The organism is Streptomyces albus subsp. chlorinus, from assembly GCF_013302895.1.
Taxonomy (GTDB): domain Bacteria; phylum Actinomycetota; class Actinomycetes; order Streptomycetales; family Streptomycetaceae; genus Streptomyces; species Streptomyces chlorinus.
In genome coordinates this window covers 5414781-5440607 of record NZ_VJOK01000001.1, presented here as the reverse complement: position 1 = coordinate 5440607, position 25827 = coordinate 5414781, and the positions used below count along the sequence as shown (strand labels likewise).

The 25827-nt window shown below is 72.6% G+C and carries 18 protein-coding genes; 7 read left to right on the top strand and 11 right to left on the bottom strand.

The annotated features are described in order from the left end of the window. A partial coding sequence (locus FM076_RS23915) for a PucR family transcriptional regulator (protein WP_173872996.1) occupies positions 1-429 on the top strand: 429 nt, incomplete at its 5' end. Between the two features lie 153 nt (positions 430-582). On the opposite strand, the gene serA is transcribed toward FM076_RS23915, so the two are convergent. From serA to FM076_RS23885, 6 genes are all read right to left on the bottom strand, one after another. Further along, a complete protein-coding gene (serA, locus tag FM076_RS23910) occupies positions 583-2172 on the bottom strand; it encodes a phosphoglycerate dehydrogenase (protein WP_173872995.1) in 1590 nt (529 codons plus the stop codon). 288 nt (positions 2173-2460) lie between these two features. Next, positions 2461-3459, bottom strand: a complete 999-nt coding sequence (ilvC, locus tag FM076_RS23905) for a ketol-acid reductoisomerase (RefSeq protein WP_173872994.1) — start codon at positions 3457-3459, stop codon at positions 2461-2463. 81 nt (positions 3460-3540) lie between these two features. After that, positions 3541-4065 carry an acetolactate synthase small subunit gene (gene ilvN / locus FM076_RS23900; RefSeq protein WP_173872993.1) on the bottom strand — a complete coding sequence of 175 codons (525 nt, stop codon included), beginning with the start codon at positions 4063-4065 and terminating at the stop codon, positions 3541-3543. Between the two features lie 30 nt (positions 4066-4095). Then, positions 4096-5958 carry an acetolactate synthase large subunit gene (locus tag FM076_RS23895; RefSeq protein ID WP_173872992.1) on the bottom strand — a complete coding sequence of 621 codons (1863 nt, stop codon included), beginning with the start codon at positions 5956-5958 and terminating at the stop codon, positions 4096-4098. A gap of 261 nt (positions 5959-6219) precedes the next feature. Then, complete coding sequence (locus FM076_RS23890; protein ID WP_428814992.1) at positions 6220-9441, bottom strand: putative bifunctional diguanylate cyclase/phosphodiesterase; 3222 nt, start codon at positions 9439-9441, stop codon at positions 6220-6222. A gap of 339 nt (positions 9442-9780) precedes the next feature. Continuing rightward, the gene (locus FM076_RS23885; RefSeq protein WP_173872990.1) at positions 9781-10758 is read right to left on the bottom strand and encodes a 2-hydroxyacid dehydrogenase; all 978 of its coding nucleotides are present in this window, start codon (positions 10756-10758) and stop codon (positions 9781-9783) included. A 141-nt stretch (positions 10759-10899) separates the two neighbouring features. On the opposite strand from FM076_RS23885, the gene FM076_RS23880 reads away from it, so the two are divergent. The 3 genes from FM076_RS23880 (at position 10900) to FM076_RS23870 (ending at position 13440) form a co-directional block, all read left to right on the top strand. After that, a complete protein-coding gene (locus FM076_RS23880) occupies positions 10900-11895 on the top strand; it encodes an aldo/keto reductase (protein WP_173872989.1) in 996 nt (331 codons plus the stop codon). 200 nt (positions 11896-12095) lie between these two features. Then, entirely contained in the window at positions 12096-13235 is a 1140-nt protein-coding gene (locus tag FM076_RS23875; protein ID WP_173874967.1) for a PQQ-dependent sugar dehydrogenase, read from the top strand. Between the two features lie 19 nt (positions 13236-13254). Beyond that, complete coding sequence (locus FM076_RS23870; protein ID WP_173872988.1) at positions 13255-13440, top strand: DUF6191 domain-containing protein; 186 nt, start codon at positions 13255-13257, stop codon at positions 13438-13440. A gap of 113 nt (positions 13441-13553) precedes the next feature. Here FM076_RS23870 and FM076_RS23865 read toward each other — a convergent pair whose 3' ends face one another. From FM076_RS23865 to FM076_RS23845, 5 genes are all read right to left on the bottom strand, one after another. Then, positions 13554-15797 (bottom strand): MMPL family transporter, encoded by a 2244-nt coding sequence (locus FM076_RS23865; protein WP_173872987.1) that lies wholly within the window; start codon positions 15795-15797, stop codon positions 13554-13556. Positions 15798-16086: 289 nt separating this feature from the next. Then, positions 16087-18288 carry an ABC transporter ATP-binding protein gene (locus tag FM076_RS23860; protein WP_173872986.1) on the bottom strand — a complete coding sequence of 734 codons (2202 nt, stop codon included), beginning with the start codon at positions 18286-18288 and terminating at the stop codon, positions 16087-16089. Positions 18289-18330: 42 nt separating this feature from the next. Further along, positions 18331-19269 (bottom strand): ABC transporter permease subunit, encoded by a 939-nt coding sequence (locus tag FM076_RS23855; RefSeq protein ID WP_173872985.1) that lies wholly within the window; start codon positions 19267-19269, stop codon positions 18331-18333. Then, a complete protein-coding gene (locus FM076_RS23850) occupies positions 19266-20216 on the bottom strand; it encodes an ABC transporter permease subunit (protein WP_173872984.1) in 951 nt (316 codons plus the stop codon). Before FM076_RS23850 ends, FM076_RS23855 begins: the two co-directional genes overlap by 4 nt. Continuing rightward, positions 20213-22069: a peptide ABC transporter substrate-binding protein gene (locus FM076_RS23845; protein ID WP_173872983.1), complete on the bottom strand. Its 1857-nt coding sequence runs from the start codon at positions 22067-22069 to the stop codon at positions 20213-20215. The genes FM076_RS23850 and FM076_RS23845 overlap by 4 nt, the downstream gene beginning before the upstream one ends. A 274-nt stretch (positions 22070-22343) precedes the next feature. Between FM076_RS23845 and FM076_RS23840 the strand changes: the two genes are divergently transcribed. The 3 genes from FM076_RS23840 to FM076_RS34130 form a co-directional block, all read left to right on the top strand. Beyond that, a complete protein-coding gene (locus FM076_RS23840) occupies positions 22344-23519 on the top strand; it encodes an ROK family transcriptional regulator (RefSeq protein ID WP_173872982.1) in 1176 nt (391 codons plus the stop codon). A 119-nt stretch (positions 23520-23638) separates the two neighbouring features. Further along, entirely contained in the window at positions 23639-25108 is a 1470-nt protein-coding gene (locus FM076_RS23835; protein WP_173872981.1) for a M81 family metallopeptidase, read from the top strand. 156 nt (positions 25109-25264) lie between these two features. Continuing rightward, positions 25265-25827: TerD family protein (locus tag FM076_RS34130; RefSeq protein ID WP_243274623.1), on the top strand; the 563-nt coding region annotated here is incomplete at its 3' end.

The window sequence follows — 25827 nt, the reverse complement described above, 5'->3', positions numbered from 1 at the left end:
GAACCGGCCGGCGGCCGCACCACCGCGGGGATCAGCTCCCCGCGCACCGGGCTGGACGGCCTGCCGGCGGCCTGGCGGGAGGCGAGGGCGGCGGCACGCGCCGCCGCGGCCGAGCCCCTGCCCGGCACCGTCGCCGAATGGGACGGCATCGGCCCCTACCGGATGCTCACCGCGATCCCGCGCCAGGGGGAAGCCCCCGACCCCGCCGTGCGGGAACTGCTGCGGCCCGCCAACGCCGAACTGGCCCGCACCGCCGAGGTGTTCCTCGACCGCGCGGGCCAGGCGGGCCGGACGGCAGCGGCGCTCGGCATCCACCGGCAGACCCTCTACTACCGCCTCTCACGCGTGGAACGCCTCACCGGTCTCGACCTGGACGAGGGCGAGGACCGCCTGCTGCTGCACATGGCCCTGAAGGCCGCCCGGCTGTGAGCCTCCGGGCGGGGCCGCCCGGCGCGACGGGCGGCACGCGGCCCGGCACGACAAGTGGGCACGACAAGTGGCATGAGGACCGACTGGCCCCGTACGCACGAGCGGGCCGGTACGTGGGTACCGGCCCGCTCGTGACGCGTCGCGCGAAAAAGATCACTCGGTGAGGTCGACCGCGCGGGCGTGGGTGGCGCCGATCTCCTCGGAGATCTCGGAGAGGACCGGGGCGCCGATGGTGTCGTCCACCGTCAGCGCCACCAGGGCCTCGCCGCCCTCCTCCGCGCGGGAGACCTGCATCCCCGCGATATTGATGCCCGCCTCGCCGAGGATCCGGCCGACGGTGCCGACGACGCCCGGCCGGTCGCTGTAGCGGAAGAACGCCATGTGCTCGGCGACCGCCAGGTCCACACCGTGCTCGTTGATGGCGACGATCTTCTGGAGGTGCTTGGGCCCGGCCAGGGTGCCGGACGCGGAGACCTCCTCGCCGCCTGCCAGAGTGCCGCGCACGGTCACCACGTTGCGGTGCTCGGCGGACTCGCTGGAGGTGGTCAGCCGCACCTCGACGCCGCGCTCCTGCGCGAACAGCGGCGCGTTGACGTAGGAGACCGTCTCGTCCACCACGTCCTCGAACACGCCCTTGAGCGCGGAGAGTTCCAGCACCTTGACGTCGTGCTGGGTGATCTCGCCGTACACCTCCACATCCAGCCGGACGGCGACCTCGCCGGCCAGCGCGGTGAAGATGCGGCCCAGCTTCTCGGCGAGCGGCAGCGCGGGGCGCACGTCCTCCGCGATCACCCCGCCCTGGACGTTGACGGCGTCCGGCACCAGCTCGCCCGCCAGCGCCAGCCGCACCGACTTGGCCACCGCGATACCGGCCTTCTCCTGCGCCTCACCGGTGGAGGCGCCCAGGTGCGGGGTGCACACGACCTGGTCGAAGGCGAACAGCGGCGAGTCGGTGCACGGCTCCGACGCGTACACGTCCAGGCCCGCGCCCGCGACCCGGCCCTCCTTGAGGGCGGCGGCCAGCGCCTCCTCGTCGACGATGCCGCCACGCGCCGCGTTGACGATGCGCACGTTCGGCTTCACCTTGTGCAGCGCCTCGTGGCCGATCAGGCCGAGGGTCTCGGGTGTCTTGGGCAGGTGGACGGTGATGAAGTCCGCGACCTGGAGCAACTCGTCCAGCGACAGCAGCTTCACACCCATCTGCGCGGCCCGCGCCGGCTGCACATACGGGTCGTAGGCGACGACCTTCATCCCGAAGGCCGACATGCGCTGCGCCACCAGCACCCCGATCCGGCCCAGGCCGACCACACCGAGCGTCTTCTCGCTCAGCTCCACACCGGTGTACTTGCTGCGCTTCCACTCGCCGGCCTTCAGCGCGGCGTTCGCCTGCGGGATGTTGCGGGCCGTGGCGATGAGCAGCCCGCAGGCCAGCTCGGCGGCGGTGACGATGTTGGAGGTCGGGGCGTTGACGACCATCACGCCCGCCTTGGTGGCGGCGGGCACGTCCACGTTGTCGAGCCCGACGCCCGCGCGGGCGACCACCTTGAGCTTGTTCGCCGCGCCGATGGCCTCGGCGTCGATCTTGGTTGCGGAACGGACGAGAACGGCGTCCACATCGGCGAGAGCGGGCAGGAGTTCGTCCCGGTTCGCACCGTCACAGCGCCGGATCTCGAAATCCGGGCCCAGGGCGTCAACGGTGGCGGGCGACAGCTCTTCGGCGATGAGTACTACGGGCTTGCTCACGTGGTCTCCAAGTCCTGGACAGCGCGGGTCCCTGCGGGGCGGGAGGGCAGACGCACGACGCTGTGAGCCTGTGCCCGCAGTTTATCGGCGGCCCCCGCCCTGGTGTGGGCACTCGGACCGCCCGAGGGGCGGTACGGGTGCGCACACCAGGCGTGCACCCGCCCTACCACCGCACCCGGCAACCAGGGGCGGCGTCCCTGGGGGACGGTCCCCGCCGTTGCCGGGCGCGGGCCGGGTTGTGCCCACCCGTTCCGCCCCTGCGGAACGACTGCCCACAACCCGGCAGGGTCACTTGTCCTCGTCGACCCAGCTCATCAGGGAGCGGAGCTTCTTGCCGGTGGTCTCCAGGAGGTGGTCCTGGTCGGCCTTCTTGTACTCGTTGTACTTGGGCAGACCCGCGTTGTACTCGGCCATCCAGTTGTTGGCGAAGGTGCCGTCCTGGATCTCGGAGAGGATCTTCTTCATCTCCGCACGCGTCTGCTCGTTGATGACGCGCGGGCCGGAGGTGTAGTCGCCCCACTCGGCGGTCTCGGAGACGGACCAGCGCATCTTCTCCAGGCCGCCCTCGTACATGAGGTCCACGATCAGCTTCAGCTCGTGGAGGCACTCGAAGTAGGCGATCTCCGGCTGGTAGCCGGCCTCGACCAGGGTGTCGAAGCCCGCCTTGACGAGCGCCGCCGTACCCCCGCAGAGCACCGCCTGCTCACCGAACAGGTCGGTCTCGGTCTCCTCGGTGAAGGTCGTCTTGATGACGCCGGCGCGGGTGCCGCCGATGGCCTTGGCGTAGGAGAGCGCGAGCGCGAAGGCGTTGCCGCTCGCGTCCTGCTCGACGGCCGCGATGCACGGCACGCCGCGGCCCTCCTCGTACTGACGGCGCACCAGGTGGCCCGGGCCCTTGGGGGCGACCATGCACACATCGACGGAGGCCGGGGGCTTGATGAAGCCGTAGCGGATGTTCAGGCCGTGGCCGAAGAAGAGGGCGTCGCCGTCCTCGAGGTGGGGGGCGATGGACTCCTCGTAGACCTTTGCCTGGATCGGGTCCGGGACCAGCACCATGATCACGTCCGCTTCCTGGACCGCCTCGGCGGGCGTGGTCACGCGCAGACCCTGCTCCTCGGCCTTCGCACGGGACTTCGAGCCCTCGTGCAGACCGACGCGGACGTCGACGCCCGAGTCGCGCAGGGACAGCGCGTGGGCGTGGCCCTGGCTGCCGTATCCGAGGACCGCGACCTTGCGGCCCTGGATGATGGACAGATCGGCGTCGTCGTCGTAGAACAGCTCGGCCACGGGGTGTTTCTCCTTGTGCAGATGAGTGGTGCTGCCCAACCTACGACGGCCGGGCAGCCGGATGAGATCAGGGGCGGACGGTCACGCGGTACGTTCCAGCGCGCGCAGGCTCCGGTCGGTGATGGAGCGGGCGCCGCGCCCTATGGCGATGGTTCCGGACTGCACCAGTTCCTTGATGCCGTACGGCTCCAGCATCTTCAGCATCGCCTCCAGCTTGTCGGCGCTGCCGGTGGCCTCGACGGTGACGGCCTCCGGGGAGACGTCGACGGTCTTGGCGCGGAAGAGCTGGACGATCTCCACGATCTGGGAGCGGGTGTCGTTGTCGGCGCGGACCTTCACCAGGACGAGTTCGCGCTGGACGGCGGAGGCGGGCTCCAGCTCCACGATCTTGAGGACGTTGACCAGCTTGTTGAGCTGCTTGGTGACCTGCTCCAGCGGCAGGTCCTCGACGTTGACCACGATGGTGATCCGCGAGATGTCGGGGTGCTCGGTGACACCGACGGCGAGGGAGTCGATGTTGAAACCGCGGCGGGAGAAGAGCGAGGCGATCCTGGCCAGGATGCCGGGGGTGTTCTCCACCAGCACGGAGAGGGTGTGCTTGGACATCGGGGATGTGCCTTTCTCGTACCGGTGCCGTCAGTCGTCGTTGTCGCCGAAGTCGGGGCGCACGCCGCGCGCCGCCATCACCTCGTCGTTGGAGGTGCCGGCCGCCACCATCGGCCAGACCATGGCGTCCTCGTGCACGATGAAGTCCACGACGACGGGCCGGTCGTTGATGGCGTTGGCCTTCTCGATGACCGCGTCGAGCTGCGCGGGGTCCTCGCAGCGGATGCCGACGCAGCCCATGGCCTCGGCCAGCTTGACGAAGTCGGGGACGCGGGTGCCGCGGTTCGGCTCGCCCTGCTCCCCGTCGTGCAGCACGGTGTTGGAGTAGCGCTGGTTGTAGAAGAGGGTCTGCCACTGGCGGACCATGCCCAGCGCGCCGTTGTTGATGACGGCGACCTTGATCGGCGCCCCGTTGAGGGCGGCGGTGACCAGCTCCTGGTTGGTCATCTGGAAGCAGCCGTCGCCGTCGATCGCCCACACGGTGCGGTCCGGCATCCCGACCTTGGCACCCAGCGCGGCCGGGACGGCGTAGCCCATGGTGCCCAGGCCGCCTGAGTTGAGCCAGGTGGCCGGCTGGTCGTAGTCGATGAAGTGCGCGGCCCACATCTGGTGCTGGCCGACCCCCGCGGCGAAGATCGTGCCCTCCGGGGCCAGCTCGCCGATCCGCTTGATGACCTGCTGGGGGGCCAGGGAACCGTCCTCGGGCTGGTCGTAGCCGAGCGGGTAGGTCTCCCGCCAGCGGTCGATCGTCGCCCACCAGTCGGCGTAGCGGCTGCCGGGCTCGCCGGGGCGCTCGCCCTGCTCGGCCTGGAGGGCGACCACCAGGTCGGCCAGGACCTCGCGGGCATCCCCGACGATCGGCACGTCGGCCACCCGGTTCTTGCCGATCTCGGCCGGGTCGATGTCGGCGTGGACGATCTTGGCGTACGGCGCGAAGGAGTCCAGCTTGCCGGTGACGCGGTCGTCGAACCGGGCGCCGAGCGCGACGATCAGGTCCGCCTTCTGGAGCGCGGTGACCGCGGCCACGGTGCCGTGCATCCCGGGCATGCCCAGGTGCTGCGGGTGGCTGTCGGGGAAGGCGCCGATGCCCATGAGGGTGGTGGTCACCGGGGCGCCGGTCAGCTCGGCCAGCACCTTCAGCTCGGCCGTGGCACCCGCCTTCAGCACGCCGCCGCCGACGTAGAGGACGGGGCGCCGCGACTCGGTGATCAGCTTGGCGGCCTCGCGGATCTGCTTGCCGTGCGGCTTGGTCACCGGGCGGTAGCCGGGCAGATCGGTGGTGGGCGGCCACTGGAAGGTGGTCTCGCCCTGGAGGGCGTCCTTGGCGATGTCGACGACGACCGGTCCCGGCCGCCCGGTGGAGGCGATGTGGAACGCCTCGGCGATCGTCCTGGGGATCTCGTTAGGGTCTCTGACCAGGAAGTTGTGCTTGGTGACGGGCATCGAGATACCGCAGATGTCGGCTTCCTGGAAGGCGTCCGTACCGATCGACCCGGACGCCACCTGACCGGTGATGGCGACCAGCGGGACGGAGTCCATGTGCGCGTCGGCCAGCGGGGTCACCAGGTTGGTGGCCCCGGGCCCCGAGGTGGCCATGCAGACCCCGACCCGGCCGGTGGCCTGCGCGTACCCGGTGGCCGCGTGGCCGGCCCCCTGCTCGTGGCGGACGAGGACGTGGCGGACCCGGGAGGAGTCCATCATCGGGTCGTAGGCGGGCAGGATGGCGCCGCCCGGAATGCCGAACACGGTGTCGGCGCCGACCTCCTCAAGAGCGCGGATGAGGGACTGCGCGCCGGTGATGCGGGGCGCCTGGGCCGGAACGGAGGTGGGCTGCTGTCCGCCGCTGCGGGCCCGCGGCTGCGGTTTGGGGGCCCCGGTGGCCTGTTCGGTCATCACGTGTCTCTTCTCGAAGAGTGAGGGTTGACGCTCGTCGGGCGGTCGCTCGGCTTGGGCTGTGTGACGGATATGTCGGGCTACCGCTGGTCTGTGCTGGGTGCTGGTGCAACAAAAAACCCCTCGTGCCCGGAGGCAAGCGAGGGGAGCGCGCCGCTGACGTCGGCGGGGTGGAGAGAACCCCGGTCAGCTGACGCGCTTTCCAAGTACGAGAATTCGGGTGCGCATGGTGATGACCCTCTCCCCGTCAACCCCCGAGTGTCAAGTGGGTGGGACAGGCGTCTCAGCATTCGAGCGGACGGCCGGATGTGTCAGCGCCTCCGGCCCGCCCTGCTGCGGCACGGCCAGCGGCCTGGACCCCGCTCCCACGGACGAGCCGGACGCCACGGGCAGCGCCCCCGCGACGGCCACCGCCGTGTCCCGGCCCTCCGGGTGCTCCTCCCCGTACCCGGAGACGCCGCCGCTGCGGCTGGACTCGGGCACCGGGTAGACCCCGCGGGCCAGCGCCGTCCGCAGCCGGTGCTCGTCCAGCGCGCCGGAGAAGACGGCGCCCTGGCCGTGGGTGCAGCCCATCTCCCGCAGCAGCGTGGCCTGCTCGGGCAGGTCCACCCCCTCGGCGACCGTGGTCAGCCCCAGGTCCCCGGCGATCCGCAGCAGCCCCGCGGTGATCTTGCGCTGGCGGGTGGACTCGACGATGCCGTCCGTCAGCCCCCTGTCGAGGCGCAGGATGTCCACCGGCAGCCGGCGCAGCGCCGAGATGGCCGCGTAGCCGCTGCCGAAGCCGTCCAGCGAGATGAGGACCCCGAGCCGGCGCAGCGCGGTGAGCCGCCGCTCCAGCTCGTCCAGCGGAATCCTCGGGTCGCTGTCCGACAGCTCCAGGATCAGGGCGCCCGGCGCCCCCGGCACCCCGGCGTTGGCAGCCGGCGCGCCGAGCGCCGTCCCGCCGGTGGGGCCGGGTGCCGCGGCGAGCCCGTGCCGGGCCAGCAGGGCACCGATGCTGTGCGGCTCCATGCCCGGTTCGGTCAGCCGCCGCGCGGGCAGCCGTACGGTCACCGGAGCCCCGTACCCGGCGCGCTGGCGCGCGGCGGCCTGCTGCACCGCCTCCTCCAGCAGCCAGCGGCTCACCTCGGCGGCCCGCTCGCCGCCCACCCCGCGCGCCTCCCGGGCCGAGGCGCCCTCGGTGCGCAGGAACTCCGCGGGGGTGAACAGGATGCCCTGGGCCGAGCGCCAGCGCGCCTCGGCCGCGATGGCGGTGATCTTCCCGCTGGCCAGCTCGACGATCGGCTGGTGCAGCAGGGCGAACTCGCCGTCGTGCAGGGCACTGCGCAGCCGCGCGGCCAGTTCGGCGCGCTTGACGACCTCGGCCTGCATCTGCGGCGCGTACAGCTCCACCCGGGCCTTGCCCGCCTGCTTGGCGCGGTACATCGCCAGGTCCGCGTTGCGCATCAGGGCGCTGGGGGTGATGCCCGGCTCGGCGAAGGCGATACCGATGGAGGCGGCCACCCGCACCTCGGTGCCCTCGACGCGGTACGGGTCGGAGAGGGTGATGCGCAGCCGGTCGGCGATGTCGTGGATGCGCAGCTCCCGCTCGGCGTCCGGTGGCTGGCCCGGCTCGCCGTCGCCGCGGATGAGCACCGCGAACTCGTCGCCGCCCAGCCGGGCCGCGGTGTCGCCGGAGCGTACCGAGTCGTGCAGCCGCCGCGCCGCCTGCACCAGCAGTTCGTCGCCCGCCTGGTGCCCTACGGTGTCGTTGACCGCCTTGAAGCCGTCCAGGTCGATGAAGAGCACGGCCGTCCCGCAGTCGCCCCCGCGGCGTCCGCCGATGGCCTGACGGACCCGCTCGGTGAACAGGGCGCGGTTGGGCAGGTCGGTGAGCGCGTCGTGGGAGGCGTTGTGCTGCAACTGCGCCTGGAGCCTGACGCGTTCGGTGACGTCCCGGCTGTTGAAGATGAGGCCGCCCTGATACCGGTTGACGGTGGACTCGACGTTGAGCCAGTGGCCGTCGCCGTGCCGGATGCGGCACTCGATCCTGGTGCACGACTCCTGCTCGGAGGAGGTGGCCAGGAAGCGGCGCAGCTCGTGCAGCACCTGGCCGAGGTCGTCGGGGTGGACGAGCGAGGACAGCTCGGCGCCCACCAGGTCCTCGGCGTTCCGCCCGTAGACCCCGGCCGCCGCCGGTGAGACGTAGCGGAGCTTGCCCGTGGCCGCGGTGATCATGATGACGTCGCTGGAGCCCTGGACCAGGGAGCGGAAGTGGTTCTCCTTCTGGGCCAGTTCGCGGGTGAGGGTGATGTTGTCCAGGAGCATGACGCCCTGGCGCAGCACCAGGGCCAGCACCACCGTGCAGCCGGTGTAGAGGACGACGCGGTCCAGCTCGCGTCCGTCCACCGCGTTGTAGAGGATGCCCAGCGTGCACACGGCCGCCGCCAGATAGGGCGTCAGGGCGCTCAGCGAACCGGTGATCGGCCGGCTGGGGTGGGTGGCCCGCGCCTCGGCCTCGCGGGCCGTGGCCGGCAGGCCGGGCGGTGGTGGCACGGGCGCCGACGTCTCGCGGCGGCCGACCCAGGGCGCGTAGGCGAGCAGCAGCGACCCGGCGAACCATCCGGCGTCCAGCAGCTGCCCGGAGGCGTACTGCTGGCGCAGCATGGGCGAGGTGAACAGCGCGTCGCACAGCACCGTCAGGGCGAGGGCGCCGACCGCGGCGTTGATCGCGCTGCGGTGCGCCGACGAGCGCCTGAAGTGCAGCGCCAGGACCATGCTGACGAGCACGATGTCCAGCAGCGGATAGGCCAGGTTGAGCGCGGCGCGGGCCACCGAGTCGCCCTGCCAGTAGGCGGTGTGGGCCAGCGCGAGCGACCAGGAGAGCGTCAGCAGCGAGCCGCCGATGAGCCAGGCGTCGAGGCTGAGGCAGACCCACCCGGCGCGGGTCACCGGGCGTTTGGCGAGCACCAGCAGCCCGACGATGGCGGGGGGCGCGAACAGCAGGAAGCAGAAGTCGGCCAGGGACGGCCTGGGCACCTGCTCGCCGAGCACCAGTTCGTACCAGCCCCACACCCCGTTGCCGATCCCGGCCATCAGGGAGGAGATCCCGAAGAGCACCCACGCGGGGCGGCTGGCCCGCAGGTGGGCGCGCTGCGCCGGGGCGAGGTGGGCCGTGGCGGCCCGTCCCGCGTCGCGGCGCTGCGCGTGCGCGTACCACAGACACGAGGCCGCGGCCAGCAGTGCCGCCGCACTGAGCCCGAAGTCGCCCATGAAGACGGCGACGGTCCGTGAGCCCCAGCCGAGTGCGGCGCCGAGGGCGTAGGCCGCGCAGATCGCGGCGAGCACCATCTGTGGTACAAGGCTCGTGCGTCCGGTGCCGGCGGAGCCTCCTCCGCGCGGCTCCGTCGACGCCGGCTCGCTCCGTGCCGTGCCGGCCGGGCGCGTGCCGTGGGTGCTGGTCCAGCAGGGGCCCCGCCTGGGGGCCGCTTCGTGGGTAGTCATCGCGCCACCCGCCCGGACGGGGGCCACTTGGTGGAGTCGGCCCGGCCTGTCGGCGCGGTGTGCGGCACTACGGCGCAACGCGTGCGCCGTGACTGACGGTTGAGGTGACCGCGATCGCTCTTCTCGCGGCCTGCGCGGTGGTTCGTCCGTTGATCGTGCATTCGCCCGTCGCCCCCCTCGTGTCCGGGTTTCGCCCCCCGATCGGGACGATACACCAGGTTCGTCACTCAGGGACATAGTCCCAATACAGACCGTAACCACAAGAGGGAAGGTCGGTACAGGGCGCAGTCGTACGCATCCGTAGCGTGGCCTCTCGCGGCCTCGGAGGGCTAGGCGGCCCTACGCCACGGCCACCGTGTTCAACAGCTCCTCACCGGCCGCCCAGCGCCTCAGCTGTTCACCGACGAGCCTCCTGGCACGCGGAGCGAACGCGGAAGAAGGCCCTCCGACGTGCGGGGTGATCAGTACCCCGGGCGACCGCCACAGCGGATGATCTTTGGGCAGGGGTTCGGGGTCGGTCACGTCCAGTGCCGCCCGCAGCCGGCCCGGAACGCCATCGTCCGCCCCCGGCGCCGAGGCCGGTGTGCCCGTCTCGGCGAGCAGCGCCCGGGTGTCCACCACCGGGCCGCGCCCCACGTTGACCAGCAGCGCCCCGTCCTTCATCCGCGCGAGGAAACCGGCGTCCACCAGACCGCGGGTCTCCTCGGTGAGCGGCGTCGTCACTATCACGACATCTGCCAGGGGCAACAGCCCGTCGATCTCGCTCAACGGCCGCACCGGCCCCAGGGGTGCCGTCCGCGCCGACCGCGCGACGCGGTGCACGGCGGCGACCTCGAAGGGCAGCAGCCGCCGTTCGACGGCCTCGCCGACGGCGCCGTATCCGACGATCAGCACCGTGCGGTCCGCGAGCGCCGGGCGGAAGCCGGTCAGCCACTCGCCGCGGTCCTGGGCGCGCACCCATCCGGGCAGGTCACGGAGGGCACCGAGGGTGAGCGCCAGGGCGAGTTCGGCGGTGCTCGCGTCGTGCACCCCGCGCGCGTTGCACACCCGTGTCCCGGTGGGGAGGCGCGGGATGGCGGAAGCGATGTGGTCGATCCCCGCGGTGAGGGTCTGGACGACCCGCACCCCCGTCATCCGGGCGAGTGGCCGTACGGCCACTTCAGCACCCAGGTAGTACGGGACGACGTAGAAGGCGCAGTCCGCGGGGTCTGCGGGGAACTCCTCCTCCCCGTTCCAGTAGCGGTACGTCAGGGAGTCGGGAAGATGCTCGACACTCTCCGGCGGGAGCGAGAGCCAGACCTCCGTCGCAGCAGCCATGGGGAGAGACTAGTGGGCGGCCGCGCCGAGGGGCCGGGGCCCTCCCCGATGACACCTGGGGCGGGTGTGACCAAGGCAAACGTGTGTGACACCCGGGGCAACCGTTAGTTTGGGGGACCGTCGGGAGGGAGCAGGAGCCAGGTGGAGCGCAGGACTATCGGGGCGGCGGCCCTCGGCGTGGGGGCCGTGGGGCTGGGCTGCATGCCGATGAGCTGGGCCTACTCCACCTCCGAGCAGCACGGCGAGACCTCGATGCGGACCGTGCACACGGCGCTCGACGCGGGGACGACCCTGCTGGACACCGCCGACATGTACGGGCCCTTCACCAACGAGCTGCTGCTCGGCCGGGTACTGAAGGAGCGCCGCGGTGAGGCGTTCGTCTCCACCAAGTGCGGTCTCCTGGTGGGCGAGCAGCACATCGTCGCCAACGGCCGGCCCAGCTATGTGCGGCGCGCCTGTGACGCGTCGCTGCGCAGGCTCCAGACCGAGGTGATCGACCTCTACCACCTGCACCGCGCCGACCCCGAGGTACCGGTCGAGGAGACCTGGGGTGCGATGGCCGACCTCGTGACGGCGGGCAAGGTGCGCGCGCTGGGCTTCTGCGCCGTGGGCGCCCGCGCGGACCGGCGCGCGGGCGCCGGTATCCACGACGGGACCATACGGCAGCTGGAACGCGTCCAGCAGGTCTTCCCCGTCAGCGCCGTGCAGGCCGAACTGTCCGTCTGGTCGCGGGAGGCCCTGGAGAGGCTGCTGCCGTGGTGCGAGGCGCGCGGCGTCGGCTTCCTCGCCGCCATGCCCCTGGGCAACGGCTATCTGACCGGGGCGCTCACCACCGGCGGCGGCTTCGAGCCCGACGACGTCAGGGCGCGGCACCCGCGCTTCACGGCCGAGATGATGGCCGCCAACCAGCCCATCGTCGCCGGGCTACGCCGGGTGGCCAGGCGGCACGGCAACGCGACGCCGGGGCAGGTGGCGCTGGCCTGGGTGCTGGCGCAGGGGCGGCACGTCATCCCGGTCCCGGGGACGAAGAAGCCCCACTGGGCCGTCGAGAACGCCCGCGCGGCCGGCCTCGTACTGGACGAGCACGACCTGGCCGAGATCGCCGCCCTCCCCCCGGCCCGCGGCTCCTGGGACTGACGCCCCGCCCCTGACGCCCCCGTCTCTGAAACCTCCGCCTCTCGCGGGTCCCCCTCGCCGGCCGCGGAGCGGATGCCGTCCGCGGTGACGGCCGCGCCGCCGGGGAACTCCCCCTCGGCCGGCCGGTGTGGTCCCCTAAGGAGCGTTCTTTGTCGAGGTGCCCGAGGAGCCAGATCGTGCGACGTGCGACGGGTGTGAACATGGGGGTGTCGGTGGCCTGTGCGGTGCTGCTGGCGGCGGGGTGCTCCGGCGGTGGGAGCGGCGAGCCCGCCCCGCGGGGGCGGTCCGGTACGCCGGGCAGCACGACGGCGTCCGCGAGCGCGCCGCCCGCCAAGGGGTCGGTGAAGGTCGTCAAGACGGTCGCGACCGGGCTCGACTCACCGTGGGGCCTGGCACCGCTGCCGGGCGGTGACCTGCTCGTCTCCTCGCGGGACACCGGGAAGATCCTGCGCATCGACCAGGACAGCGGCACCAAGACGCAGGTCGGTACCGTGCCCGGTGTCGAACCCGGCGGGGAGGGCGGGCTGATGGGGCTGGCCGTCCCGCCCGACGGCGAGCAGGCCGGGAAATGGGTGTACGCCTACTTCACCTCCGCGTCCGACAACCGGATCGTGCGGATGGTGTACGACGAGAAGAGGGAACCCGGCGACCAGCTGGGCGCGCCCGACGTCCTCCTCAAGGGCATCCCCAAGAGCCAGATCCACAACGGCGGCCGCATCGCCTTCGGCCCCGACAAGATGCTCTACGCGGGGACGGGCGAGTCCGGCGACGGGCGGCTCGCCCAGGACCGGGACTCGCTGGGCGGCAAGATCCTGCGGATGACCCCGGACGGCGAACCGCCGGGTCACGGCAACCCGGAGACGGACTCGGTGGTCTACAGCTGGGGCCACCGCAATGTGCAGGGCCTGGCGTGGGACGCGGACAACCGGCTGTGGGCCTCCGAGTTCGGCCAGGACACCTGGGACGAGCTGAACCTGATCGAGCCCGGTAAGAACTACGGCTGGCCGGACGCGGAGGGCAAGGGCGGCGGCAAGCGCTTCCGCGACCCGGTCGAGCAGTGGCACACGGCCGATGCCTCCCCCAGCGGGATCGCGATCGTCCGGGGTTCGGTGTGGATGGCCGGGCTGCGCGGGGAGCGGCTGTGGCGGATCCCCCTCAAGGGCGCGGAACTCTCGGCCCGTCCCCAGGCGTTCCTCAAGGGCGGATACGGGCGGCTGCGTACAGTCGTCGCCGACCACGGCACCGGTGGCGGCGGGCTCTGGCTTGTCACGAGCGAGACGGACGGACGTGGCTCACCGGAGAAGGGGGACGACCGTCTCCTCAGGGTCGAGGTGCGCTGAGAGGGACGAGGTGATCGTCGTGTTCAACCTGATCGAGGAGTTGTTCTCCCCGAACCGCAAGCACACCGAGGACGAGCAGCAGCGCCTGGAGCACACCCGCGTCCAGGAGGGGAGCACCGACCCGGGCAAGGGCCCCGTCGATCTCGCCTCCGGCCACGTCCTCATCCGCCCGCCGCACCCCCGCCCCGCCACCCCGGAGGTCTGAGGGCGCGGGAGGACCGGCGGACCCGCGGGAGGGCCGGCGGCGGCCCGGAACGCCTCAGGGCCGGGCGTCCGGCCCGGAACCCCTCAGGGCCGGGCGTCCGGCCCGGAACCGCCTCAGGGCCGGGCGACCGGCCGGGAGGCGGGAGCCGAGGTGCGGGAGGCGGGTTCCGGGGTGCGGGCGGTGGGGACCGCTGGGGGTGCGGGACGGGCCGAGGGGGTGGCCGGTTCGATGCTGATGCGCGGCAGCCGGCGGTCGAGCCAGCGCGGCAGCCACCAGTTGGCGCCGCCGAGCAGGTGCATCAGGGCGGGGACCAGCAGGGTGCGCAGGACGAAGGCGTCCAGGGCGACGGCGGCGGCCAGGGCGATGCCGAACATGGCGATGAGGCGGTCGCCGCTGAGGACGAAGGCGCCGAAGACGACGATCATGATGACGGCCGCGGAGTTGATCACCCGGCTGGTCTCGGAGAGTCCCATCCGCACGGCGCGCCGGTTGTCGCCGGTCAGCCGCCACTCCTCGTACATGCGGCTGACGAGGAAGACCTGGTAGTCCATGGACAGCCCGAACAGCACCGAGATCATGATGACGGGCAGGAACGGCTCGACGGGTCCCGCGCTGCCCAGACCGAGCAGTTCGCTGCCCCAGCCCCACTGGAAGACGGCGACGACGACGCCGAAGGCGGCGGCGACGGCCGCGATGTTCATGGCGGCGGCCTTCAGCGGGATGCCGACGCTGCGGAAGGCCAGCAACAGGAGCAGGCAGCCGAGGCCGATGACGACGCCGGCGAAGAGCGGCAGCTTGCCGACGATGACGGCGGCGAAGTCGTCGTAGCCGGCCGTGGGCCCGCCGACCAGGACCCGCAGGCCGGAGCCGTCCTCGGCGCGCGGGAGGACGTCGTCGCGCAGCCGGTCCACCAGCCGGGAGGTGGCCTCGGACTGGGGTGAGCTGTCGGGCACCACGGTGATCACACCGGTGTCGCCGCTGCCGTTGAACTCGGGCCCGGTGACCTGGGCGACGCCCGGTGCGGACCGGACGGCGTCGGGCAGTCTGTCGAAGGCCAGCCTGTCGCCGGCGCCGTCCAGTTCCCCGACCAGCGTCAGCGGCCCGTTGCTGCCCGGTCCGAAACCGTCGGCGAGCAGGTCGTAGGCCTTGCGTGTGGTGCTGGCGGCCGGGTCGTTGCCCTGGTCGGAGGTGCCCAGGTGGAGGCCGAGGGTGGGCAGCGCCAGGACGGCCATCAGCAGGGCGGCCACCAGTCCCAGCAGCTTGGGATGGCGTTCCACGAAGGCCGACCAGCGCAGGGACCATCCGGTGGCCCGGTCGGGGCGCGGCCCGTCCTCGGTCAGCCGGCGGCGTTCGCGGCGGCTGAGGGCCCGCGTCCCGATCATGCCGAGCAGCGCGGGCAGCAGGGTGACGGAGGCGGCCACGCTGAGGACGACGGTGAGGCCGGCGGCGAGCGCGACCCCGTTGAGGAAGCCGAGCCGCAGGACGAACATGCCCAGCAGCGCGATGCAGACGGTGGCCCCCGCGAAGACGACGGCGCGCCCCGAGACGGTCACGGCCCGTACGGCCGCCTCGTGCACGGACAGCCCCGCCCGCAGTCCCCCGCGGTGCCGGGTGACGATGAACAGCGCGTAGTCGATGCCCACGCCCAGTCCGATGAGCATGCCGAGCATGGGCGCGAAATCGGCGACGGTCATCGCCTGGCTGAGCAGTCCGATCCCGGCCGCCGCCGTACCGACCGCGACGACGGCGGTGATCAGCGGGAGCGCCGTCGCGGCCAGCGAGCCGAAGGCGAGGAAGAGCACGACGGCGGCGGCCGCCAGTCCGATCAGCTCCGGCAGCCGCGCCGTGGGGGTCTTGGAGGCCGCCACTCCGGGGCCGCCCGCCTCCACCTGGAGGCCGTGGCCCGAGGCGGCGCGGGCGGTCTCGACGACGCGCTGGGTGCGCTGCTCGCCCAGTTCGTCCGCGGGCTTCTCGAAGGTGAGGGTGGCGTAGGCGGTGCGGCCGTCGGCGCTGATCCGCTTCTCGCCCCCGGGTGTGTACGGGGACCGCACGGAGCCGACGCCGGGCAGGTGCGCGATCTCCTCCAGCGTGTCCGTCATCCGCTTCTCGACGGCGGCGGCGCGCACGCTGCCCCTGTCGGTGTGCCACACCAGCGTGTCGCTGTCGCCGCCGCGGTCGGGGAAGGCGCTCTCCAGCCGCTGTGCCGCCTTGCCGGACTCGGTGCCGGGCGCGCCGTAGTCGTCCGAGTAGGCGCTGCCGGCGAACGCCGAGGCGGTGACGGCACCGGCGAGCGTGCCCAGCCAGAGCAGCAGGACGAGGAGGCGGCGCCTCAGGCACCAGCGGGCAAGAGCGGTCACGGGCGTCGCCTGCTCTCGGGGTCTCGGGCACGGGCCGGGGCTCGGGCAAGGGGACTCGCGCGCACGTCGCGTGTCGCGAGGAGGGGCACGGCCCGCGCCGCACCGGGCCGGGGGCCGCGGCGGCGCAGGCTGGCGGAATATCGAATTCCGCACCTGCCGCGTCAGCAGAGTGCCATCGGGAAAAGATCCTTTGCGCCCTTTGTGGCGATGGCCACAACCCCACATCCCGGGAACTTCCCGGCCCCGTCCCAGTCCGTCACCGGCTCCTCACCGGTCTCGGTGTGCCCCGTCAGGCGGCCCCCACCAGAGGGAAGTGGCAGCTCACCAGGTGCCCCTCCGCCACCGGGGCGGTGGGCTCGGGGGCCGTGGTGGCGCACAGCTCGGTGGCCAGCGGGCAGCGGGTGCGGAAGCGGCAGCCCGAGGGCGGGTCCGCGGCGGAGGGCGTCTCCCCCTTCAGCGGCTCGCCCTTCAGCGGCTTCCCCTTCAATGGCTCGCCCCCGGGGCCGCCGTGCTCGCCGTGCTCGCCGGAACCGTCGAGGACGGTGCTGTCCGCGGTCTCCAGCAGTCCGCGGGTGTAGGGGTGCAGCGGGCGGGCGAACACCTCGGCGGCGGGGCCGGTCTCCACCAGGGAGCCGAGGTACATCACCCCGACGCGGTCCGCGAGGTAGCGCACCACTGCCAGGTCGTGGGAGATGAACAGATAGCTCAGGCCCTTCTCCCGCTGGAGGTCCCGCATCAGGTTGAGGATCTGCGCCTGCACGGAGACGTCGAGCGCGGAGACCGGTTCGTCGGCGACGACCAGCGAGGGGGACAGCGCCAGCGCCCTGGCCAGCCCGAGGCGCTGGCGCTGGCCGCCGCTGAACTCGTGCGGATAGCGGTGCACCGCGCCCTGCGGCAGCCCGACCTCGTCCAGCAGTTCCCGCACGCGGGCCTCCTGGGCCGCACGGTCCCCGACGCCCTGGACGACCAGCGGCTCGCGCAGGATCGCGCCGACCCGCATCCTCGGGTCCATGGCGGCGTAGGAGTCCTGGAACATCAGCTGCACCCGGCGCCGGTGGGCGCGCAGCGCGGCCCGGTCCAGCGTCGCCACGTCCCGTCCCTCGAACCGGACGGCCCCGCCCGTGGGCCGCTCCATGCCGACGGCCATCCGCCCCAGCGTGGACTTGCCGCAGCCGGACTCCCCGACGATGCCGAAGGTCTCCCCGCGCCGCACGGTGAGGGACACCCCGGCCACGGCGCTGACCGGGCGGCGGTCCCCGCGCCGGGTGAAGGGGCCGGAACGCAGGGCGTACTCCTTGCGGACGGCGTCGAGTTCGAGCAGTACGTCCGCCTCAGCGTCGGTGCCCGCGCCCGGAGCGGTGGCGGTCCCGGCCGTGATGGCGGTGGCGGCCGTGGTGGCATTGGCGGTTCCGGCCGTGGTGGCGGCCGGTTCGCGAGGCGAGGGGCGGCCGGGGGCGGCGGGGTGGAAGCAGGCGTAGGTGTGCCGTCCGCCCTCGTCCGCTGCCCGCACCGGCGGCTCCTGCGTACGGCACTCGTCGGTGGCGTACGCGCAGCGCGGGGCGAAGCGGCACCCGGCGGGCGGCCGGGTCAGCGACGGCGGCAGGCCCGGGATGGTGGCCAGCGGGCGGCCGGTTCCCGCCGCGCGTTCGGGCAGCGCGTCGAACAGCGCCTGGGTGTAGCGGTGACGCGGCGCGGTGAACAGCTGCCGTACGGGGGCCTGTTCCGCGACCCTGCCCGCGTACATCACCGCGACCCGGTCCACACGGCGGGCGATGACGCCCAGGTCGTGGCTGACGAGCACGACTGCCATGCCGAGGCGTTCGCGCAACTCACCGAGGAGTTCCAGGATCTGGTGCTGGGTGGTGACGTCCAGCGCGGTGGTGGGCTCGTCCGCGATCAGCAGCTTCGGCTCGCACACCAGCGCCATGGCGATGGCGACGCGCTGCCGCATACCGCCGCTGAGCTGGTGCGGGTAGCTCTTCATGCGCTCGCCCGGCTGCGGCAGGCCGACCAGCCGCAGCATCTCCCGCGCCCGCTCGCGGGCCTCGGCGCGGCCGACGCCGCGGTGCAGCAGCAGGGGTTCGGCGACCTGCGCGCCGATGGTCATGGTCGGGTTGAGGGAGGAGAGCGGGTCCTGGAAGACGACGCCGACGCTGTCGCCGCGCACGCCCCGCAGCACCCTCTCCCCGGCGGCGGCCAGGTCGGTGCCCTCCAGCAGGACGCGCCCCGAGGTGACGCGGGCGCCGGGTGGCAGCAGTCCGAGGACGGAGAGCGCGGTCATCGTCTTGCCGCTGCCGGACTCGCCCACCAGGCCCAGCGCCTCGCCCGGCGCGAGCCGGAGCGAGACACCGTCCAGGGCACGCACGGTGCGCTCGGCGCCGGTGCGGTCGCGCCCGGCGATCTCCAGGTGCAGGTCCTCGATCTCCAGGAGCGGCGCGGTGGTCCCCGGCCGGGCGGCCGGGGCGGCCGGAGTGGTCGGCGTGGTCGTCATGGGTCCTCGCTTCGTCGGGGGGTGGTCTTCGGGAGGCGGGCCTCAGGAGCCGGACTTCTGGAGCCGGACGTCGAAGGCGTCCCGCAGGCCGTCCCCGATGAAGTTGAAGGCGGCGACGACCAGCACGATCAGCAGGCCGGGCGGGAAGATCAGCCACCAGTGGCCGACCTGGGTGTAGGTGATGCCGGAGCTGAGCATCGAGCCCCAGTCGGCGGCGGGCGGCGGGATGGACAGCCCCAGGAACGACAGGTAGGCGACGTAGAGGATGGCGTCGGCGATCTGGAAGGTGGCGTTCACGATCACCGTGCCGACGGCGTTGGGCACGATGTGCCGGAAGACGGCCCGTCCTCCCCCGCCGCCCATCAGCCGCATGGCGTGCACGTAGTCGCGGCTGCGCAGCGCCAGCGCCTCGCCGCGGATGAGCCGGGCGGGCGAGAGCCAGGCGACGGAGGCGATGACGAGGATGAGCACCGGCTTGCTGGGGGTGACCATCGCGGCGACCACCACCAGCAGGAACAGCGCCGGGATGGCGAGCGCCGCGTCGGTGATCCGCATCAGCACCGCGTCCACCCAGCCGCCGAAGTACCCGGCGACGGCGCCGTAGACGGTGCCGAAGAGGGTGGCCAGCAGTCCGGCGGCCAGCCCCACCTCCAGGGAGGTCTGGCCGCCGTGCATCAGCCGGCCGAGCATGTCGTAGCCCAGGTCGGTGGTGCCCAGCGGGTGCCCGTCCCGGCCGGGGGGCAGGCTTGCTTGGCCGAGGTCGGTGTGCACCTGGTCGGTGTGGTGGAGCAGCGGGCCGAGGAAGCAGAAGGCCAGCAGTGCGACGAGGACGCCGGCGCCGAGCAGCGCCAGCCGGTTGCGGGTGAAGACGGCGAGGGTGCGGCGGCCCAGCGAGGGGGTGGCGTCCAGTTCCTCGTCGTGCGCGGGCGGGGCGGGTGCGGGCTGCGGCGCGGCGGCCGGTGAGGCGGCTTGGGCGGTCACGAGACGCTCCGGATACGGGGGTCGAGGACGGCGTACGCGATATCGGTGAGCAGCGAGCCGAGGACGGTGGCGACGCCGACGACGAGGGTGACGCCGAGCAGGACGGGGAAGTCGTTGGACTGCGCGGCGTTCCAGAACAGCAGCCCCATGCCCGGGTAGTTGAACATCGACTCCACGACGAGGGCGCCGCTGAAGAGCGTGGGCAGGTAGAGGCCGAGCAGGCTCGCCAGCGGAATGAGCGCGTTGCGCAGCACGTGCCGGGCCATCACCCGGGCCTGGGACTGTCCCTTGGCGCGGGCGGTGCGCACATAGTCCTCGCCGAGGTTGTCGAGCACGGCGGAGCGCATGTAGCGGCTGAACATGGCGATGATGCCGAGCGCCATGGTCACCACGGGCAGCACCAGGGCCCGGGGTTCGGCCAGGATGCCGCCGGCCGTCTCGGCCTGCGGCGCCTCCGCGGGGAAGAGCGGCCACTGCTGGGCGAAGCCGAGGATGAGGACCAGCCCGAGGAAGAAGACGGGCGTGGCGTAGGCGACGAAGGCGGCGCCGGTCAGGACGTAGTCCGAGGCCCGGCCGCGCCGCACCGCCTGGAGGATGCCGAGCGGGACGGCCAGCAGCGCGGCCAGCGCGACGGACAGCCCGGTCAGCAGCAGCGTCTTGGGCAGCCGCTCGGCCAGCAGGGTGAGCACGGACTGGTTGAGCTTGTACGACTCCCCCAGGTCGCCGGTGACCAGCCGCTTGAGGTACATGCCGTACTGGACCGGCAGCGGACGGTCGTACCCCTGGAGGTGGTTGAAGTGGGCGATGGCCTCCGGGGTGGCCTTGGGGCCGAGGATGGCGCGGGCGGGGCCGCCGGGCAGCTGGTGCAGCAGCACGAAGACGATGAGGGAGACCAGGAACAGCACGACGAGGGCCTGTCCCGTGCGCTTGAACAGGAAGCGGATCACCGGCCCTCCCCCTTCCGGCCGTCGCCCTTGCCCGGCTTGTCACCGGGGGACTTCTTGACGAAGTACCAGTCCTGCGGGGCGAGGGTGAGCGCGGGGTTCTGGTCGACGCCGCGCAGGTCGCCGCGGATCACGGAGACCTGGTAGGCGGGGTTGGGCGTCCACAGCACGGGCACCTCGCGGGCCAGGTGGCGGGCGTAGTCGCGCATCGCGGAGGGGTCGTCGGAGTACTCGGTGCGCTTGATGAGGCGGTCGGTCTCCGGCTCGGACCAGTTGCCCATGTTGGAGGGGGCGCCGGTGGCGAAGAGCTGTTCACCGCTCGGGTCGGCGGGGAAGATCCAGCTGCCCTGGGTGCCGAAGAAGCCCAGCTGCCACTGGGAGCAGACCGGCTCCTTCGGCTTGCAGGGGACGGTGGTGCCCAGCACGGTGTTCAGCGGCTGCTCCCGGATGTCGAGCCGGACGCCCGCCCGGTCGAAGGACGACTTGATCGCCTGCATGGTGTTGGACGTCTCCGTGGAGCCGGACTGGGAGAGGAGTTCCAGGGCGAGCCGCTGCCCCTTCCCGATGCCCTTGCCGCACTTGCCGTCTCCGCTGCCGGGGGCGGCGCAGACCAGCACTCCGCCGTCCCCGTGCCGCCAGCCGTGCGAGGCGAGCAGCGCGCGGGCCTTCTTCGGGTCGTACGGCAGCGGGTTGCCGTCCATGAGCGCGGCGGGGACCGGGCCGAGGGTGGGCTCGGCGCTGCCCTGCCAGACGTGCTCGGAGATCGCCTTCTGGTCGATCAGCGACTGGAGGGCCCGGCGCAGGTAGCGCTGCCGCATCAGCGGGCCGGTGGCGGGATGGTTGAGGTTGGGGACGATGTAGGTGATGCCCCAGCTCTCCCACGGGTCGACGCGGTAGCCGGTCTCCTCGAAGTGCCGCGACTGTGCCATCACGGACGGCGGGATGTAGCCGTAGTCGAGACCGCCCGCGCGTAGCACGTTGAACTCGCTGCCCGCGGTGGTGAACGGCTTGAGGACGACGCGGTCCAGGTGGGGCCTGTCGGGGCCGCCGTAGCGCTTGTTGGGGACCAGGGACACGTTCCCGGAGGCGGTCCACCTCTCGATCCGCCAGGGCCCGGCCGTCGTCTTCCACAGCGGGTCGCTGTCGAACTTCGAGAGCCGCTTGGCGTGGGAGAGCAGCCGCGCGAACACTTTCTTCGGGCTCTCCCCCTTCCTGCTCCAGGCGTGCCGGGGCAGCGGCTTGACGTTGTCCAGTTGGTTGGCCGTGAACCAGGTGGGGTTGTAGGCGCGGTCCAGGCGCAGCCGGAAGGTGTGGTCGTCCAGTACCTGGAACCGCTCGACGTTGTCCGGCAGCAGCTTGGGCGAGTAGCCGCCCCAGTCGTTCTTGTTGGCGCGGATCAGCTCGAACCAGAAGCGCACGTCGTCGGCGGTGACCGGCTTCCCGTCGCTCCAGCGGTAGCCCCTCTTGAGCGTGATGGTGACGGTGCGGTTGCCGTCGCTGTAGCGGGGCTTGTGCGCGACGTTGCGCGGGCTGTCCATGGTCAGCCGTCCGCTCTTGTCCGGCTCGGGGGTGTAGAGCGGCGGGTAGAGCAGGTTCTGGATGGCGCTGTTGTAGGTGGCCAGATAGCCGGGCGCGCCGATCGGGAAGATCCAGTTGGGCGTCGCGGCGGGCGGCAGCGCCATGGTGGCCGTGCCGCCCTTGACGGGGGTTCCCTCGCCGGGCGCGACATCGGTGACCGCCTCCACCTTCGGTCCGCAGCCGGCCAGCAGGGCGAGGGCCGGCAGGAGGGACACCGCGGCGAGCAGCCGGCCGGTGCGGCCGGTACGGCCACGTATTCGAGTCCTGGACTGGCGCATGCTGCCTCCGGTGGAAACGGCCAAAGATAGCGAGCAAAGTACGGAGGACCGCGAAAAAAGGTCAAGACCTCTTGGCCAGATCGCCGTAACTCGTGTGTACTGACCGGAGTTGAAACGCGCTCTTTCTTCGGCATCCGAAGGAAGAGCCGGGTGGAAGGCTTCACGCAACCGCCCGAGCCGACCGGTCAGCAAGTCGACCAGCCCGGCCGGCCTGGCCAGTCCGACCAGCCCGACCAGTCCGACCAGCCCGACCAGCCCGACCAGAAAGGTGTCTATGCCCCCCGCACCGCAGCGACCGGCCGCCCCGGCCGGCACCGCGGGACTGCCCGCGACCACGGCCCGCGTCCTCGACCTCGTGGCGAGCGGCGCCGTCTCCTCGCGTGCCGACCTCGTCCGCGAACTGGGCCTGGCGGCCTCCACCGTCTCCGCGCGGGTGCAGGAACTGGTCGACCAGGGCCTGCTGGCCGAGGACGGCGAGGGCACCTCACGCGGCGGCCGGCGCCCCCGGCTGCTGCGCATACCCGACGACGGGGCCGTCGCCCTCGCCGCCGACCTGGGCAGCCACCATGTGCGGCTGGGCGCCGTCGGACTGACCGGCGGCGTGCACGACGTCGAGGAGCACGCCGCGAACCTCGCCGAGGGCCCCGCGGCCACCCTCGGGCTCCTCGTCGAGCGGCTCCGCGTCCTCGCGGAGCGGCAGCGCGCGGCCGGCCGCACCGTGCGCGGCCTCGGCGTCGGCTTCCCCGGCCCCGTGGACACCGTGACCGGCCGGGTGGTCGCGCCCTCGCGGATGCCCGGCTGGCACCTGTTCGCCCTGCGCGACCGGCTCGCCGAACAGCTCGGGCTGCCCGTCCTGGTGGACAACGACGCCAACGTGATGGCGCTGGGCGAGCACCGCACGGCCCTGCCGTCGCTGCGCCACCTCGTCCTGGTGAAGGCCGGGCGCGGCATCGGCTCCGGCGTCATCAGCCACGGGCAGCTCTACCGGGGCGCGGGCGGCGCGGCCGGGGACATCAGCCACGTCCGCGTCGAGGCCGCCGCCGAACGCCCCTGCTCGTGCGGGAACATCGGCTGCCTGGAGACGGTCGCCAGCGGCGCGGCCCTGGTGGCGGCGCTGCGGGAGCGGGGGCTGCCGGTGGACGGCGCCGCCGACGTGCTGCGCCTCGTCCAGGACGGCGAACCGCAGGCCACCACCCTGGTGCGGCAGGCGGGACGGCACATCGGCACGGTGCTCTCCGTCGTCGTGAACTTCTTCAACCCCCAGGCCGTCGTCCTCGGTGGCGCGCTGGCCGAGGCCGAGCCCCTGGTCGCCGCCGTGCGCGGCATGCTCTACGAGCGCTGCCTGCCCATGGCCACCAGCGACCTGACCATCACCGCCTCCACCACCGGCCCGGACGCCGGGCTGCTCGGCGCGGGCCACGCGGCCCTGAGAGAGCCGGCCGCCTCGTGAGCGCCGCCCCGGCCCGCCACGTCGCCCGCGACACACCGGCAGCACGCGACGCACCGGCAACCCGCACCGCACCGTAATAAGAGGCATCCCTTGCCAGCCCGAAGGAGAGAGGGCCACATATGACGACCCGGAGACTGCGCGTAGCGATCGGCGGCATGGCGATCGAGTCCAGCGAGTTCTGCCCGCACCGCTCCACCTACGAGGACTTCCGCGTCACCCGCGGCGCCGACCTGCTCGCCCGCTACACCTGGACCTCCCCCGACGACCCGATGGCTCCCCAGGTCGAATGGGTGCCGCTGGTCCACGCGGTGGCGCTGCCCGGCGGGCCCGTCGTCCGTGAGACGTTCGAGCGGATACGCGACGAGCTGACCGACCGCATCCGCGACGCCGCCCCGCTCGACGGGCTCGTCTTCGACATCCACGGCGCCATGAGCGTGGTCGGCCTCACCGACGCCGAGGCCGAACTCACCGCCGCCGTCCGCGAGGCCACCGGCCCCGAGACGCTCATCTCCGCCGCCATGGACCTGCACGGCAACGTCTCCTACGACTTCGCCCGCCACCTCGACCTGCTCACCGCACACCGGCTCGCCCCGCACGAGGACGCCTGGGAGACCCGCGAACGCGCCGCCCGCAAACTGGTCGAGCGCCTGGCCGGCGGCGCCGGACGGCCGCACCGCGCCTGGGTGCAGGTGCCGGTCCTGCTGCCCGGCGAGAAGACCAGCACCCGGCTGGAGCCCGCCAGGTCGCTGTACGGCTCGCTCGCCGGGATCGAGGCCATGGACGGGATCTGCGACGCCGCGCTGTGGGTGGGGTACGCCTGGGCGGACGAGGAGCGCTGCCGCGCCGCCGTGGTCGTCACAGGCGACGACGCCCGGCTCGCCCTCGACCAGGCCGGATCGCTGGCCCGGCGCTACTGGGAGGCGCGCCACGACTTCACCTTCGTGGGACCGACCGGGCAGGCCGACGCGTGCATCGCCCGCGCCGTGGCCTCCACCGCCCGCCCCTTCCTCATCAGCGACTCGGGCGACAACCCCACCGCGGGCGGCGCCGGCGACCTGGGGTACATGCTGGAGCGGCTGCTGGCCAACGAGGACCTGGCGGCGGGCCGCGCCACCGCGCTGCACCCCGGCATCCACGACCCGGCCGCCGTCGAGACCTGCTTCGCCGCCGGTGTGGGTGCCGAGGTCTCCCTCGCCGTCGGCGGACACGTCAGCGCGGGCACCGGGGAGCACGCGAAACCCTGCCCGCTGACGGGCCGTGTCGTCTCCCTCCAGACCCTCGACGGCGTCCGCGCGGCGGCCGTCCGCCACGGCGGCGTCACCGCCGTCCTCACCGAGCGCCGCAAGCCGTTCCACACCCGCGCGGACTTCGGCGAGATCGACCCGGCCGCCTACGACCTCGTCGTCGTCAAGATCGGCTACCTGGAGCCCGAGCTGTACGACATGGCCGCCGACTGGCTCCTCGCCCTCACCCCCGGCGGAGTGGACCAGGACCTGCTGCGGCTCGGCCACCGCCATGTGGCCCGCCCCCTCTACCCCTTCGACGACGAGGGCTTCACCGATCCGGAGATGGTCCCCGTTCTGTTGTGAGACGGACACGTGACAGTACGCCCCCGTCGCGCCTCCTCACGCACCGGCTAGCCTGTGGGAACTGTCCGGCGCCCGGACCCCGGGCGCCGGACAGTCGCACGAAGGCCGCACGGCTCGAAGCTAGGCACCACACGGGATGGGGGACGGTCGTTACGTATGCCCAGGGAATTGCAGCGCGGCCACAAGGCCAGGATCAGTGATCTGACAGCGGGCACGGATCTGTACGTGGGCGTGCAGATAGCCGGGGCCGGGCTCTCCTTCGACATCAGCTGTTTCGGGCTGGACGCGCGGGAGCGGCTCTCCGACGACCGCTACTTCATCTTCTTCAACCAGCCCACCTCGCCCGAGGAGTCGCTCCAGCTGCTCGGCGCGCAGGCCGGGGACACCGAGTCCTTCCGGGTCACACTGGAGCGCGTGCCGCAGCACATCCAGCGCCTCTCCTTCACGGCGACGCTCGACGGCGCGGGACAGATGTCGCAGATCGGGCCGGGGTACATCCGTATCGTCGCGGGCGGTGAGGAAGTCGCGCGGTACGCCTTCGACGGCTCGGAGTTCACCACGGAGCGCGCCGTGATGCTGGGCGACATCTACCGCAAGGACGACGTGTGGCGGTTCGCCGCGATCGGCCAGGGCTTCGACGGCGGGCTGGACGCGCTGCTCAAGAACTTCGGCGGAGAGATCGCGGAGGAGCAGCAGCAGTCCGCTCCCGCGGCGGCGCG

Bases quoted from the DNA above. Each gene is read 5' to 3' on its own strand.
- FM076_RS23890 (WP_428814992.1), bottom strand. From the start codon at position 9,441: ATGACTACCCACGAAGCGGCCCCCAGGCGGGGCCCCTGCTGGACCAGC.
- FM076_RS23845 (WP_173872983.1), bottom strand. From the start codon at position 22,069: ATGCGCCAGTCCAGGACTCGAATACGTGGCCGTACCGGCCGCACCGGC.
- FM076_RS23895 (WP_173872992.1), bottom strand. From the start codon at position 5,958: ATGACCGAACAGGCCACCGGGGCCCCCAAACCGCAGCCGCGGGCCCGC.
- FM076_RS23835 (WP_173872981.1), top strand. From the start codon at position 23,639: ATGACGACCCGGAGACTGCGCGTAGCGATCGGCGGCATGGCGATCGAG.
- FM076_RS23860 (WP_173872986.1), bottom strand. From the start codon at position 18,288: ATGACGACCACGCCGACCACTCCGGCCGCCCCGGCCGCCCGGCCGGGG.
- ilvN (WP_173872993.1), bottom strand. From the start codon at position 4,065: ATGTCCAAGCACACCCTCTCCGTGCTGGTGGAGAACACCCCCGGCATC.
- FM076_RS23840 (WP_173872982.1), top strand. From the start codon at position 22,344: ATGCCCCCCGCACCGCAGCGACCGGCCGCCCCGGCCGGCACCGCGGGA.
- FM076_RS23885 (WP_173872990.1), bottom strand. From the start codon at position 10,758: ATGGCTGCTGCGACGGAGGTCTGGCTCTCGCTCCCGCCGGAGAGTGTC.
- FM076_RS23875 (WP_173874967.1), top strand. From the start codon at position 12,096: ATGGGGGTGTCGGTGGCCTGTGCGGTGCTGCTGGCGGCGGGGTGCTCC.